At 71.8% G+C, this 13,955-nt stretch carries 13 protein-coding genes; 4 read left to right on the top strand and 9 right to left on the bottom strand.

What is annotated here, in order from left to right:
- Positions 1-20 precede the first annotated feature (20 nt).
- Positions 21-1,214, top strand: a complete 1,194-nt coding sequence (locus tag AC07FK_RS12330; RefSeq protein WP_479104811.1) for an epoxide hydrolase family protein — start codon at positions 21-23, stop codon at positions 1,212-1,214.
- Positions 1,215-1,296: 82 nt separating this feature from the next.
- Here AC07FK_RS12330 and AC07FK_RS12325 read toward each other — a convergent pair whose 3' ends face one another.
- Positions 1,297-1,518, bottom strand: coding sequence for a helix-turn-helix domain-containing protein (locus AC07FK_RS12325; RefSeq protein WP_479104810.1), 222 nt, complete (start codon positions 1,516-1,518; stop codon positions 1,297-1,299).
- Positions 1,518-2,015 carry a DUF2975 domain-containing protein gene (locus tag AC07FK_RS12320; RefSeq protein ID WP_479104809.1) on the bottom strand — a complete coding sequence of 166 codons (498 nt, stop codon included), beginning with the start codon at positions 2,013-2,015 and terminating at the stop codon, positions 1,518-1,520. Before AC07FK_RS12320 ends, AC07FK_RS12325 begins: the two co-directional genes overlap by 1 nt.
- A gap of 255 nt (positions 2,016-2,270) precedes the next feature.
- Between AC07FK_RS12320 and AC07FK_RS12315 the strand changes: the two genes are divergently transcribed.
- Complete coding sequence (locus AC07FK_RS12315) at positions 2,271-3,386, top strand: AI-2E family transporter (protein WP_479104808.1); 1,116 nt, start codon at positions 2,271-2,273, stop codon at positions 3,384-3,386.
- Positions 3,387-3,442: 56 nt separating this feature from the next.
- On the opposite strand, the gene AC07FK_RS12310 is transcribed toward AC07FK_RS12315, so the two are convergent.
- Together AC07FK_RS12310 and AC07FK_RS12305 are read right to left on the bottom strand one after the other, a co-directional pair.
- On the bottom strand, positions 3,443-5,812 hold the full coding sequence (locus AC07FK_RS12310) for a collagenase (protein ID WP_479104807.1): 2,370 nt from the start codon (positions 5,810-5,812) through the stop codon (positions 3,443-3,445).
- Positions 5,813-6,024: 212 nt separating this feature from the next.
- Complete coding sequence (locus AC07FK_RS12305) at positions 6,025-6,999, bottom strand: GlxA family transcriptional regulator (protein WP_479104806.1); 975 nt, start codon at positions 6,997-6,999, stop codon at positions 6,025-6,027.
- Positions 7,000-7,164: 165 nt separating this feature from the next.
- Between AC07FK_RS12305 and AC07FK_RS12300 the strand changes: the two genes are divergently transcribed.
- Positions 7,165-7,659: a hypothetical protein gene (locus AC07FK_RS12300; protein ID WP_479104805.1), complete on the top strand. Its 495-nt coding sequence runs from the start codon at positions 7,165-7,167 to the stop codon at positions 7,657-7,659.
- A 152-nt stretch (positions 7,660-7,811) separates the two neighbouring features.
- Here the strand turns inward: AC07FK_RS12300 and AC07FK_RS12295 are convergent, their stop codons facing one another.
- From AC07FK_RS12295 to AC07FK_RS12275, 5 genes are all read right to left on the bottom strand, one after another.
- Positions 7,812-9,479 (bottom strand): serine/threonine-protein kinase, encoded by a 1,668-nt coding sequence (locus AC07FK_RS12295; RefSeq protein ID WP_479104804.1) that lies wholly within the window; start codon positions 9,477-9,479, stop codon positions 7,812-7,814.
- 196 nt (positions 9,480-9,675) lie between these two features.
- Complete coding sequence (locus tag AC07FK_RS12290) at positions 9,676-10,137, bottom strand: DUF3618 domain-containing protein (protein ID WP_479104803.1); 462 nt, start codon at positions 10,135-10,137, stop codon at positions 9,676-9,678.
- Positions 10,134-10,553, bottom strand: a complete 420-nt coding sequence (locus tag AC07FK_RS12285) for a phage holin family protein (RefSeq protein ID WP_479104802.1) — start codon at positions 10,551-10,553, stop codon at positions 10,134-10,136. The genes AC07FK_RS12290 and AC07FK_RS12285 overlap by 4 nt, the downstream gene beginning before the upstream one ends.
- 167 nt (positions 10,554-10,720) lie before the next feature.
- On the bottom strand, positions 10,721-11,332 hold the full coding sequence (locus AC07FK_RS12280) for a phosphatase PAP2 family protein (protein ID WP_479104801.1): 612 nt from the start codon (positions 11,330-11,332) through the stop codon (positions 10,721-10,723).
- Between the two features lie 10 nt (positions 11,333-11,342).
- Positions 11,343-12,389 (bottom strand): YihY/virulence factor BrkB family protein, encoded by a 1,047-nt coding sequence (locus AC07FK_RS12275; RefSeq protein WP_479104800.1) that lies wholly within the window; start codon positions 12,387-12,389, stop codon positions 11,343-11,345.
- A 236-nt stretch (positions 12,390-12,625) separates the two neighbouring features.
- On the opposite strand from AC07FK_RS12275, the gene AC07FK_RS12270 reads away from it, so the two are divergent.
- Entirely contained in the window at positions 12,626-13,804 is a 1,179-nt protein-coding gene (locus tag AC07FK_RS12270; RefSeq protein WP_479104799.1) for a DUF418 domain-containing protein, read from the top strand.
- The last annotated feature ends 151 nt before the right edge of the window (positions 13,805-13,955 follow it).

Genomic DNA, 13,955 nt, shown 5'->3' with positions numbered 1-13,955 from the left:
CGGGTTCTAGAGTTGTTCCCATGGAGACCAGGAGCAACGCCTCAGCTGTGAACACCTCGCACGCCGACGCCGACGCCGCCGGTGAGGACATCCGGCCCTTCCGGATCGACATCTCCCAGGCCGACCTCGACGACCTCCGCTCCCGCCTGCGCCACGCCCGCTGGGGCGCCGGCGTCCCGGGCGTGGACGGCTGGGAGCGGGGTGTCCCCGTCACCTATCTGAAGGAGCTGGCCGCCTACTGGGCCGACGGCTTCGACTGGCGCAGGGCGGAGGCCCGGCTGAACGAATTCCCGCAGTACATCACCGAGATCGACGGGCAGAACATTCACTTCGCGCACGTGCGGTCGGCCGACCCGGAGGCCCTGCCGCTGCTCCTCGTCCACGACTGGCCCGGCTCCTTCGTCCAGTTCGCCGACGTCGTCGAGGCGCTGTCGCGACGCTTCCACGTCGTCGTCACCTCGACGCCCGGCGTGGGCTTCTCCACGCCGCTGTCCTCCACCGGCTGGAACACCGGCCGTATCGCCGGGGCCTTCACCACCCTGATGGCCCGCCTCGGTTACGACCGCTACGGCGTGCAGGGCAACGGCGGCGGCGCCTGGATCGCCGGCGAAATGGGCAGGACCGCCCCCGACCGCGTGGTGGGCGTGCACGTGAACGGGCTGGTCACCTTCCCCTCGGAGGACCCTGCCGACTTCGCGGGTCTGGCGGAGGCCGAACAGACCCGGCTCCAGCGCCTGCAGGACTTCCGCGACGACAAGATGGGATTCAACGTCATCCAGTCGACGCGCCCCGAGACGGTGGCCCACGGGCTGCACGACTCGCCGGTCGGCCAGCTCGCCTGGATCGTGGAGAAGTTCAAGGAGTGGACCGACCCGGCGAACGAACTCCCCGAGGACGCCGTCGACCGGGACACCCTGCTGACGAACGTGAGCATCTACTGGTTCACCGGAAGCGCCGCGTCCTCGGCCCACCTGTACTACGAGACGGCCCACGACCCCGCCGCGTGGGCGCCGAAGGCCGCCGGCACGGTGCCGACCGCCGTGGCCGTCGCCCTGCCGACCGACGTGGCGATCCGCCGGTTCGCCGAGCGGGACCACCGTGTGGTGCGCTGGACCGAGTTCGAGCGCGGCGGGAACTTCCTGGCCCTGGAGCAGCCGCAGCTGCTGATCGACGACGTCGTCGACTTCTTCACGGGCCTGCCCGAGGGCGCGTAGGCCCGGTTCGGCGGGCCGGCGGGTCCCTCCCGGAGCCGGGGAGGGACCCGCCGGCCGTCCGTCCGTGGACCCCGGGTCGGCGTCATCCGTCCAAGCTGTCCGGCGCCTCCCAGCGCAGCAGGTCTCCGGGCTGGCATTCGAGGACTTCGCAGAGCGCGGCGAGCGTCGCGAAGCGCACCGCCTTCGCTCGGCCGTTCTTGAGCACGGCCAGGTTGGCGGGCGTGATCCCGACACGGTCGGCGAGTTCACCGACGGACATCTTCCGCCTGGCCAGCATCACGTCGATGTCGACGGCGATCGGCATCAGATCACCTCGTCGAGTTCGGCCTGCATCTGCGCCGCCTCGACATCGCGCGCGACGGCCTGGGCGAGCAGCATCCGCAGGACGAGCACGATGAGCGCGACCCCGAGCACCGCCACGCCGGCCCCGCCGATCAGGAGCACGATTCCCGGGGCCACGGCCTCGCCGGGAGCCAGGACCACCCCGAGTGCGAACACGACGAGCGCGGCCGCGACGACCGCGCCGATCACCACGTCGACGTACCGGAAAGCCGCGTGGGAGAACACCGTTCCCCGCCGCACCATCGTCACCAGCCGCCACACGCAGACCAGCACGACCTGGGCCGTCAGCACGCCCAGCACCGCGATCACGAGGAGCGGGGTGCGCAGGTACGCGTACTCCGGCTTGAGCCCCTCCATATCGATGGCCAGCAGCGGCACCATCACCGCCTGGACGAACACCGAGCCGGCGAGCAACGCCACAAGCACGGCACGCAGCGCGAGCCCTGTCAGCTTCCCCATTATCTCTCCCTCGATCGACCGACGATGGGAATCTATCGACTATCGATAGATTCAGCAAGAGAGAAGGGCTCTGCGAACGGCACGTCGCCCGCCTCGACGCGTTCAGTGGCGTGGTCGCGCCGGACGGTCCCGCAGGATCGCTCGCGCCGGGTCCGGGCCACGCGCATTGCCCCAAGTCACCTGCCCGCACGGGCGGCCGGACGGTCCGGACCACCGGGCGTCCCGAGCTCGACGGCCTCCCATAAGGTGACCCCCATGGCTGCCACCTTGAGTTCCACGAAAACCGCCGCCGCGCTGCGGACATCGGCGCGCGTCTCCGTCGATGTGCTGCTGGTCCTTCTGATGGCCGCGGTGACCCTGTGGGTCCTCGGCCGGATGTGGTCGATCGTGTGGCCGCTCATCATCGGCCTGCTCCTCACCACGCTGTCCTGGCCCCTGGCGCGTCTTCTGCGCAATCGCGGGTGGCGCCCCGCCCTGGCGGCGTCGCTGGTGACCGTGCTGTTCCTGCTGGTGACGGCGGGCATCGTGGCGCTGATCGCGGTACCGGTGGCGTCCCAGTCGGGCGAGCTGACCGACGGTGTGGTGGAAGGCGTCGAGAAGCTGCGCGGGTGGGCCGCCGGGCCACCGCTGAACATAGGCGACGAACAGATCGCGGGCGCCTTCGACTCCGCGATCGCCCGCATCAAGGACAGCCTCGGCAGCATGGTCACCGCGGTGGGCACGGGAGTGAGCACCGTGTTCAACGGCCTGGTCAACGCCGTCCTGGCCGTCTTCCTGATGTTCTTCTTCCTTAAGGACGGGCCGCGGTTCCTGCCGTGGCTCTCCCGTCAGCTCCCCGGCCGGCTCGCCACCGACGTTCCGGTCGTGGCCGAGCGGAGCTGGGACACGCTGGGCTCGTTCGTGCGCTCCCAGGCATTCGTCGGCCTGCTGGACGCCGTCTTCATCGGCCTCGGCCTGTGGATCCTGGGCGTACCGCTGGTGCTGCCGCTGTCGGTCCTGACCTTCGTCTCCGCGTTCGTGCCGATCGTGGGCGCGCTGTTCGCCGGCCTGGTCGCGGTGCTCATCGCCCTGGTGTCCAACGGCCTGACGGACGCCCTGATCGTGCTGGCGATCATCATCGTGGTGCAGCAGCTCGAGGGCAACGTGTTCCAGCCCATGATCCAGAGTCGCAGCCTCGGCCTCCACGCGGCCGTGGTCCTGCTGGCGGTGACGCTGGGCGGCAGCCTGGCCGGCGTGGTGGGCAGCCTCCTCGCGGTCCCGGCGACAGCGCTGATCGCCGTGATCTGGAACTACCTGCGCGAGCAGCTGAGCGAACCGCCGCAGGAGCCGGAGGCCGAGGCGGCGCACCCGGGCGCCCCCGTCCCGTCCTAGCGCTCGCTCCCGCCGGGGCAGGGCGTGTGCCCCCTGCCCCGGCGAGAAGAGCCCTGTCAGCTGCGCAGCGGGCCTTCGCAGGCGTACGACGACGTGCCCGCCCGGCCGTTGGGCCAGATCTCGACCTCGTCGAAGGAACAGTTCATGTCGCCGAGGTTGTTCGAGGCGGCCTCGGCGCGGTCGAGGAGGAAGCGGTCCACCGTCTCGGACATGTCCCTGAACACGCGGCCCGCGTCGGTCGCGTCGAAGAGAGCGGCGGTGATCCGGCCTGTGCAGGCGAAACGCCTCATGCCCGGTTCGCCCTTCTCTACGCAGTCGGGGTGCGCGGCCGTCGCCGACTGGAAGTCCTCCCGTACGGCGGCCACCGAGTCGTCCTCGAGCCGGTCGTTGGGCGTGTAGGTGGTGTGGGGCACGAACAGGTCGTCCACCTTGGCGATCTGCGCGTCCAGGAAGGCGTCGTACGCGCGCTGGAGGCCGGCGTCGCCCCCGAGGCGGTCGCGCCAGGCGTCGAAGGCCACCGTGTCGTCCGCGCGCAGATGCCGGTACATCTGCCGCAGCAGCGCCGGCCGCTCGATCCACAGGAACTCGAAGAAGGTTCCGGCGTAGGAGTAGAACCGGAAGCCATCCCCGTCGTACGTGGCGTGCAGCAGCTGGTCGACGCTCATGCGCGGGCGGCCGCCGGCCGTGTCGCCGATGACGCCGCGGACCAGTGACTTGCGTACGGCCACGCCGTCGTCGCGGGTGGCGCCGTCGAAGAACTCCGCGGTCCCCTCGTCCATCGCCGTGGTGCGGTCCCCGCTGTACCAGGGCCCCTCACCGAAGTATCCGGGCACCGCCCACCGGCCGTTGAGGTAGTGGACGTACTCGTGGCGGAACAGCTCCTCCAGGGTGAGCGAGGAGTCCTGCGGAACCCTGCGCTGGTACGTGTAGAAGGTCGCGCCCCGCTCGATGTAGACGCCGCCGTTGGCGGTGCCCATCCCGGTGAGGATCGGGTGGTAGTTCTCGTAGTCGGCCCGGGAGGCGTAGAGCACGACGCCGAGCGAGGAGTTGGTGTCGCCGGCCAGCGGCTCCAGTGAGCCGATCACACGGTGGAACTGGGCCTTGACCTGCTTGCTCGCGTAGTACAGCTGGTCGACGGTGGCACGGTCGAGTCCGGTGCGGACCTTGATCGCCCCACCGTCGTACGTGTACGTGTGCGGGAAGATCCGCCGTTCGATGTCCGCCTTGCAGACCCCGTACGGCGCGCACGCCTCGTAGAAGTTGAGCCAGGAGACGAGGGCGGCCCAGGGCGCCCGCCCGGCGCCGAAGTTGCGCTCGGCCACGGGCAGCAGGGCGCCGAGGTCGGGCACGGTGCGCCCGGTGAGTTCGGCGATCTGCCCGAAGCGGCCGTACTCGCTCAGCGCGTCGCGGACGGCCCACTCGTTCACGGTGCCCTTGAGGTGGGTGTGGTGCGCGAAGGCGCGGAAGGCGGCCCGGTACGAGTCGTTCCGCGCGACCACGCCGTGGAACGCCGTGTCCTTGTTGCCGGGGTAGACGCCGAGGTAGTTCACGGAGAGGGCGGCCAGCGCGGCACCGCCCCAGGAAGCGTTGTCGTACTGGCCCTTGTGGTACTTGTCCATCGTCGCCAGGACCTTCTTGATCAGCCCCAGCTGACTGTGCCGGAGCCCCGGGGCACTGCCCGCGTAGAGCGCCTCCCGCAGACTCTCGGCGTTGGTCCTGGTGACGTCGAAGCTACGGGCCGCGGAGCCGAAGGCGTGGACCGCGCGGCGCATGGCCTCGGTGGTCGGGGGGTCCGTGACGTCGATCTCGGTGCGCGAGAAGTCGTGGTACGCGACGGCGTGGAGATAGGTGAGCATCTCCAGCAGGTGGCTCGAGTTGCGGCCGTCGTGGGAGCCGGAGAGTGCGGAGACGCGGCGGCTCACCGCCTGCACGTGGGCGTCGGACATGACGGGCACGAGCCGGGGGTCCCACTTCCACACGAGGGTGGAGAGACAGCCGTCGGCGGTGACCGCCGGGTCGGCCAGGAAGTCGGTGAACCGCTCCGGCGTGAGGCCGGTGACGCCGTCGAGTGTGCACGCCACCCCCACCGCGGTGGTGGACGCAGCCCCGGGGCGGCGTTCGGAGGCGGGACTCTGCCGGCCGGGAGTCCGGCCCCGGGCCGATCCGCCCGGTGCGGGCGCGGGGGCCGGGGTGAACCGCGGTGCCCGGGCGAGGCGGTCGACCTCGTCGTGCGGATTCTCACCGGCGGCCCTCGGGTCACCGGCGGGTGAGGCGCTGCCCGGCGGGAGGGGGCTTTGCGCGGCGGCTGCCGCGGGCGGCCGCCGGGCGGCCTCCTCGGCCCGCGCCACCTGCGCCAGTGGCACGAGCAGGGCGACGGTGGCGGCTGCTGCGAGCAGCGGCCTGCACAGGGATCTGAGCTGGGACACCAGTGAACTCCTGTCGGAGATGGGGGGTGGTGGTGCGACAGCGATGCGTGCGGATCCGCGAAGTGCCGTGTCCGGTAAGGAGATTGACGCTCAGGCACGCCTTCGCGTGCCATGTAAAATAGTAATGTGACATTGCACTGACAAGGGTCGTGCGGCGCCTTCTTCGCGAGGACCGCTACGTCGGCCCCCTCCGGGGGGCGGTCAGGTCGGCGTCATGAGGAAGGGCGCCGCCGCTGGGTGGCCCGGTAGCGGGAAGGCGAGATGCCGTACCGGCCGATGAACGCCTGGCGCAGCGACTCGGCGCTGCCGAAGCCGCAGCGGGCGGCCACGCTCGCCATGGGCAGCGTGGTCGACGCGAGCAGGTGGGCGGCGGCCTCGGTGCGGGCCTGCCGTACGAACCGGGCGGGCGCCAGCCCGAGATGTTCCGTGAACAGCCGGGTGAGGTGGCGCTGGGTGACACCCGCGCGGGCGGCCAGGGCCACCGTGCCGAGGTCGTGGTCGGGGTGGGCGGTGATGTGTGCGACGAGTTCGCGCACCGTGTCGTCTCGGGCCGGCGGAGCGGCGGTGAACAGGCTCATCTGCGCCTGGTTGCCGGGCCGTTGAAGGTAGATGACCAGGTCCCGGGCCACTTGGCGGGCCAGTTCGGGGCCGTGGTCCTCCTCGATGAAGGCGAGGGTGAGATCCAGTGCGCTGGTGATGCCCGCCGCCGTGTAGACGTTCCCGTCACGGATGTAGATGGGGGCCGGGTCCATCCGGATCTGCGGATGACGTGCGGCGAGCCGGCCGGCGAAGCGCCAGTGCGTGGTGGCCCGGCGGCCGTCCAGCAGCCCGGCGGCGGCCAGCACGCCCGCCCCCGTGCACACGGAGGCCACACGGCGGCTCTCTCCGGCCAGCCGCCGCACGTGCCCGACGAACCGGGCGTCGGAGGCCGCCTGCTCGAATCCGATGCCGCCCGACACGATCAGTGTGTCGAGCGGGCCGACCAGCCGTTCGAGAGAGTGCTGGCTCAGCAGCGTCAGTCCGGATCCGCAGACGATCGGCTCGCCGCCCGGGCCGGCCACGCTCACCCGGTACGGCACCGCGGGGTCGCCGATCCCGTTGGCCATGGCCAGGCCCGTGGTCACACACGCGATGTCGAGCAACTCGGCCGACGCGTAGCCGACCACGACCATCAAGCGCTCCGCCATGCGCCGACCCTATGCGGGAAGGACCACTACCCCAAGGCCGCGGACATCGGGACCACCGAGGCGGCCGGATCGGCCCGACGGGGCGCGACAGTGGAACCGGGCCCGCCCACGGTCCGGTCCCGCCCCGCTGCTCCGCTCCCGTTCGCCTCAGTACCTGGAGACACCATGACGATCGATTCCACACAGGACGAACGGGACGACGGCAAGCGCGCCGCGCCCGATCCCGGCACCCGGCGGGCCCCTTCCTCGGGCGCCGTCGGTGCTCTGGCCGCGGTCGGACGCCGGTGGCCCACGCTCCTGGCGCTCGCCCTGGCGGTGGCGACGTTCGCCGACGGCCTGCCGGCTGCGGGGTTCCTCGCGGCCCTCCTCGTCACCATGCCCCTGTGCTACCTGCTCTTCGGAGCGCTGCGCGGAGAGCTGGGACGACCGCGCGTCCTCGCCCTCCAGGTCGCCGGGCTCCTGGGCTTCGCCGCCGTGGCGCTGATCGCCCTGACCGTCGACAAGAGCACGGGCCTCCACCTGCTGGCCGCGGGCTGGCTGGGCCACGCGGTCTGGGACTTCGCCCACCACCGCAGCGGGCGGGTCGTACCCCGGGCCTGGGCGGAGTGGTGCTGCGTCGTCGACGCCTGCGGCGGCCTGTCGATGGCCGTACTGGCGTAGGCAGCAGCGGCGCAGTACGGGTGAACCGCCCCGGCGGTCCGCCGCCGGGCGCCGGCTTGGGGCGCGGGAGAGCCACAACGTCCGGACCGCACCCCTTCGTCGGCGTGAGCGGACGAGCCGCTCCTCCCCTGTACGGGTTCACCGGCGAGCGCTCAGAGATCGTGAATCCGGTACTCCGAGCGTGCCTTCCTCAGCAGGTCGCCGGCCGTCCTGGCCGCCGACTTCCCGGCCGCCACCTCCACCGACAGCGTCAGCCGCTCCTGCGAGGAGTTGACCACGATCAGGGTCTTGCTCAGCCGTCGCGGGGTGCCGTCGGTCTCCTCGCTGTACTCGTTTGTGATGATCGCCGCGTCCTTGCCCTGTTCGGTGGTGGACTCCACCGTCGAGGTGGCCGGGGAACCGCCGGTGGGCGGGGTGGCCTGCTCGTACTCGGTCTTCCAGCGGTCGGCCGTCGCGCGCGCCGTTTCGGTGGCCTTCTGCTTCTGGCCCACCAGCAGGCTCATGTCGCCCTTGAGCGAGGTGTACTCGGTGGCGACATACGGGCCGTCACTGCTCTCCAGGTCGTCCTGGGTGGAGATGGTCCAGTCGGCCGGAGCGGCTACGGTGAGCTGCATCCGGTACTCCTCATAGCGCTTCCACCCCTGCGGCGGGTCGTCACCCGTGAACCGGGTGATCAGCACGACGGCCAGCGCGAGAGTGATCGCGGCCGCGGCCGCGATCACGACCCGCCGCGCGGTGCGCGGCCTGCGGGGTGTGCTGCCCTCGGACGTGGCGGACGCCCGGGGGCCCGGATCCGGGCGGGTGGCGGGGGCGAGCGCCGCGCGCAGAAGGGGGTGCGCCGCCCGGGCCGTGAGCCGGCTCTCCGGCTCCTTGCGCAGGAGGCCGGTGAGGACCTCGGTCAGTTCCGCGGTGTGCTGCGGGGGCGGCAGTTCGGCGAGCAGGACCGCCTGCAGCGTGCTGGGAGTGGTCTGCCGCCGGAACGGCGAGACTCCTTCGACCGCTTGGTAGAGCATCACGCCGAGCGACCACAGGTCGGACTCGGGACCGGGGCGGCGGCCCAGGACCCGTTCGGGGGCGATGTATTCGGGGGAACCGACGAAGCCGCCCGTCTCGGTGAGCTTCTGCTCGCCCTCCATCTGCGCGATGCCGAAGTCGGTGAGTACGACCCGGTCGTGGCTGCCGACCATGACGTTGCCGGGTTTCACATCGCGGTGCAGTACGCCCGCTTCGTGCGCCGCGTCGAGTGCCCCGAGCACCGCGAGGCCGATCCTGGCCGCTTCCGACGGGGTCAGGGTGCCCTCGTCCAGGACTTCGGCGAGTGACTTGCCCCGCAGCAGCTCCATCACGATCCAGGGGCTGTCGTTCTCCGTGACCACGTCGTGGATCGCGACGACCGAGGGATGGTCGATGCGTGCCGCGGCCCGGGCCTCACGCTGCATGCGTTGGTGTGCGGTGTGGCGTTCGGCGGGCGTGAAGTGCTCCGGCAGCCGGGGTTCCTTGATCGCCACATCGCGGTCGACCACCTCGTCGCGGGCTCGCCACACCGTGCCCATGCCGCCGGAGCCCAGGCGCTCCAGAAGCCGGTAGCGGCCGCCGACCAGGCGGCCCGCACCGGCTTCCGGACCGGTCGCGCCGGCCGGTGCCGGCGAGGCCGCCGATCGCGCCGGCGTCGGCGGTGTCGACGGCCGGGCGGGCGCCGGGGGTGCCGTCAGCGGCTCGGGACGCGTGGTCGCGGACACCGTCTCGTCGGGCGCCGCCGGAGTCGGCGGCTGCAGTTCGTAACTGGTCGGCTCGCGCCGACCTCCCCCGTTGGTCGTCATGCCCCCCATCATGCACTGGGAGGTGCGGCTGTTCACCCGACCTGCTCGTATGCCGGACGGAAGGGCACCAGAAGCGGCACGAGGACCGCGAGGTCGCTGTGAACCCCAGAAGCTCAGCCGCGGCACGACGCGTTGTCGGCCGGAGAGACGCCGTACCGCGGCCGGCCGCCCGGTGGGGGCGGCCCGGGAGCCTCCGTCAGCGCCTCCGCCTGCGGCGCACGGCCAGGACGACGACAAGAGCGGCGGCCGCGGCCAGCAGCGGCTTCCGGTTGTCGCGCGCGGCACGCGCGGTGTGCAGGGCCTTTTCCCGCGCCGGTTCGGGCGTCTTGTCCTGGATCTTCGCGGCCAGGGTGTCCGCCGTGCCGGTGAGCTGGGCCTTCGCCTGGGCAGCCTTCTCACGTACCGGCTCGGGCGTCCTGTCCTTGGCCAACTGCCCCACCTGGGCCGCCTTTTCGAGGACCTGCACCTTGGCCTGGGCCGTCTTCTCGGCCACCTGCTGCTTGACGGCGGCCGCCTTGTCCTGGGCACGGGCCTTCACGTCCGCCTTGGCGGCCAGCGCCTCCACGGTCTGGCCCAGCTGCTCGCGGGTGCCGTCCACCTGCTTGCGCAGTTCCTCGGGCGTGGGCGTGGAAGCCTTCGCGTGGGACTGGTCGGTCATCGGTGTGCCCTTTCCTTGATCTCGGCCACGTCGGCCTTGACACTGTCGATCGCCCGCTCGGGTACGGGCGGAGTGGCCCCGCCGACCTGCTTCTTGCCCGCCATGGCCAGGACCGCGGCGAGCAGGAACAGGACGCCGGTGACGACGAGGGCGGAGGCCCACAGCGGCAGCACCAGCGCGAGGGCCGCGATCAGGGTGGCCACGAGTGCCTGGAGCCCCAGTACCGCTGTCATTCCGGCGCCGCCGAAGAGGCCGCCGCCGATCCCGAACCGTTTGCCCTTCTGCGCCATCTCGGCCTGAGCGAGGCGCAGTTCCTCGCGCATCAGCTGTGAGATCTGCTGCGACGCCTGTGAGACCAGCTCGGCCACGGGTTCCTGGCCGGTGCTGTGCGCGCCGCGATGGTCGGCGGTACTCAAACCCCTTCACCTGCCTTTCGTTGCTTTCGAACCGTTCCGCCCGACTACCCGTCACGGTCCCCTCGACACCCCCCGGCCGAGTGGTCGTGGGGCGCTGCCGGGTCGTGCCGCTGTCACCGCGCGCGTACCCAGGTCGCGGCGCGCCACCCGTCTTCGGGGACGACCGGTCACAGCGTCGTGATCCTGTGGAGGAGAAGGCGGGGCGCGTAGCGCACCAGTGAGGCACTGGCGAGGCCGATGGCGGCTCCGGCGGCGACGTCGGTGGGATAGTGCGCGCCGCTGTGCACCCGTTCGACCGCCACCATGGCCGCGAGGGCCGCGCAGACCACACCCGCGCGGGGCGACGAGGGAAACGCGGCGGCGGTGAACCCGACGGCGGCGGCGGTGTGCCCGGAGGGGAAGGAGGAACTGTCGGGCCTCTCGTGCACGTCGTCGTGCGGGATGAGCCCCTTCGGCGGCCGGCATCTCTCGTACAGCCGCTTGCACAGTCCGTTCGACACCAGTGAGGCCACGCCCATGCTCGTCAGTCCGGCCACCGCCGCCCTGCGCCCCCTGGGGCCTCCCGCGGCGGCGGACAGCACGGCGGCGGCCCACCACAGTTTCGTGTGTTCGGCCGCGGACTCCACGGCCGGCAGTACGCGTCGGGCGAAGGGCGACTCCCAGGCTGCGGCGCGTCGCGTCAACTCCCGGTCCATGTGGCGCAGCCCGTCGAGGACGCTCTGCGGCCGGGCGGGCCCGGCCGGCTGACGCCCGGCCCCGACGCCGGCGGCTCCTGTCATGCGGGCGGGGTCATTCAGCGGCACGGTGTTCCGCCTCACTCCAGGTGCGGGTGTCGCGCGGGGCCACGTACGGCTCTTCGTCCGCCGGATGGCCGCCCACGATCGCGCGTTCGCGCACCATCTCGGCGTCGAACTCCAGCCCCAGCAGGATCGCCACATTGGTGATCCACAGCCAGACGAGGAAGATGATGACTCCGGCGAGTGTGCCGTAGGTCTTGTTGTACGAGGAGAAGTTCGCCACGTACACGGCGAAGCCCGCGGACGCGGCCATCCACAGGACCAGGGCCAGGAAACTGCCCGGCGTGACCCACTTGAAGCCGCGTCCCTTCGCGTTGGGCGACGCCCAGTACAGGATCGCGATCATGATGATCACCAGGAGGACCAGGACCGGCCACTTGGCGATCCCCCACAGGGTCAGGCCGGCGTCACCGACCCCGAGGGCCTTGCCGGCCTGCCGGGCCAGGCCGCCGGTGAACACCACGATCAGCGCACTGGCGCAGGCCAGCACCATCAGCACCACCGTCACGCCCAGGCGCACGGGCAGCACCTTCCACACCGGACGCCCCTCGGGAATGTCGTACACCGCGTTGGAGGCCCGGATGAACGCCGCCACGTACCCCGACGCCGACCACAGCGCCGCCAGCAGACCGACCACGGCCAGCACCGAACCCGTACCGCCGCTGGACTGCAACTGCTCCACCGCGTCGGCGATCACCTGCCGCGCGGAGCCGGGAGCCAGCTGCTGGAGGTTGTCGAGCACCTCTTTCGTCGCCGACTCGCCCGCGACGCCCAGCAGGGAGACCAGCACCAGCAGCGCCGGGAACAGCGAGAGCACACCGTAGTAGGTGAGGGCTGCCGCCCGGTCGGCCAGCTCGTCGTCGGTGAACTCCTTGACCGTGCGCCGCAGTACCGCCCACCAGGACTTCTTCGGCATGTCCGCCAACGCGTCGGGAGCGTCCCGCTCCACCTCCGGATCGGGCCCCGGGCGGGTGCCGTCCTCGGCCTCCGGCGGCGAGTCTGTTCGTTTGTGCTGCCCCAACTTCGGTATCCGTGCCATGACAACCGGTTAACCGAACCTGTCCCGACCATTCCCCTCGGCGACGAGATGTTTCCTTCGCGGAGGACCGGGGGACGGTCCCGGTCTCCTCCCGCGCTCCCCCGGCGTCACCGGCTCGCCGTCGCGCGCACGTCGACGCGGGCCCGGGAGCCCGGCGCCGACTGCGTCTTTCGGTGTAGTGCGAGTTCGTCCTCGCTCACGACGAGGGCGCGAATGCGTGCGCCGACGATAAGGACATGACCGAGACCCTGCACCCGTCCGCCTCCGCAGCCACCTCAGCAGGCAGCCGCCTCGGGCTGCTCGACGTCCTGCGCGGAGTGGCGATCCTGGGCACGTTGATGACCAACGTATGGATCTTCACGGCTCCCGGCGCCGAGTGGGGAGTCCTGGAGAGCGGTACCGCGGGCGGCGGTGAGGGTACCGTGGCGGAGGCCGCCGGCAGGCTGTTCCGACTGGCGGCGGACGGGAAGTTCCTGTCGCTGCTGACGATCCTGTTCGGCGTCGGCCTGGCCATCCAGTTCGACTCCGCGGCCAGGCGCGGCCTGCCCTGGCCGGGGCGTTACCGGTGGCGGGCGCTGTTCCTGTTCGCCGAGGGGGCCCTGCACTTCGTTCTCGTCTTCGCGTGGGACGTCCTGATGGGGTACGCGGTCACCGCCCTGTTCGTGGCCTGGCTGCTGACCCGGTCGGACCGCGCGCGGCGACGGGTCATGTGGGGGGCGGCCGGGCTGCACCTGGCCCTCATGGGTCTGCTCACAGCGGCCGTGGCGGGAACCGACGGGGCGAGCGGCGGCGGGGTCCCGCGCGAGGTCGTCGACCTGTACGCGCACGGCGGTTACGCGGAGCAGGTGTCCTTCCGGCTGGAGAACGCGCTCGTGCTGCGGCTCGAGCCCGTCCTGTCGTCCGGGCTGCTGGTCTTCCTCTTCCTGCTCGGCGTGCGGCTGCACCGGGCGGGCGCGTTCGGCGCGGACGGGACCGGGCGGCGGCTCCGCTCCCGGATGCTGCGCTGGGGGCTGGGGGCCGGTGTCCCGCTCACCGCCGTCACGGGCCTGGCCGGGCAGGACTGGTTCCTGCTGGAGCGCTACTGCGCCGCGCCCGTCGTCGCGGTCGGCCTCATCGGCCTGGTCGGCGCCGCGGTGGACCGGGTACGGCGCCCCGGCCCGTTGACGGACGGCCTCACCGCGGTCGGCCGCACGGCCCTGTCCGCCTATGTGCTGCAGAACGTGCTGTGCGTCGTGCTCTCGTACGGCTTCGGGCTGGGCCTGGCAGCACGGTTCACCGGGCCGGCGCGACCGTGGTGGGTGATGGGGATGTGGGCCGCGGTGTGCGCGGTGCTGACGCTGAGCGCCGCACTGTGGCTGCGGCGCTTCCCGCACGGTCCGCTCGAGTCGGTGCAGAGGTGGGTGCTGCGCCGCTGAACGGGACGCGCTCTCGGCGGTCGGTCGCGACGCTCAACGTTCCGCTCGCGCGCGTACGGCCGCCCCCGTCGGCGGAATTCGACGCGCGCGCTCGGCACCCGACCCGTCCGGGCTACCGGTGCCCTAACGGATGCGCTTCGTGTGCGCCGCC

Source organism: Streptomyces sp. NPDC046122 (assembly GCF_056429965.1).
The sequence above is the reverse complement of the archived record's forward strand: the minus strand, read 5'-3'. Positions and strand labels throughout refer to the sequence as shown.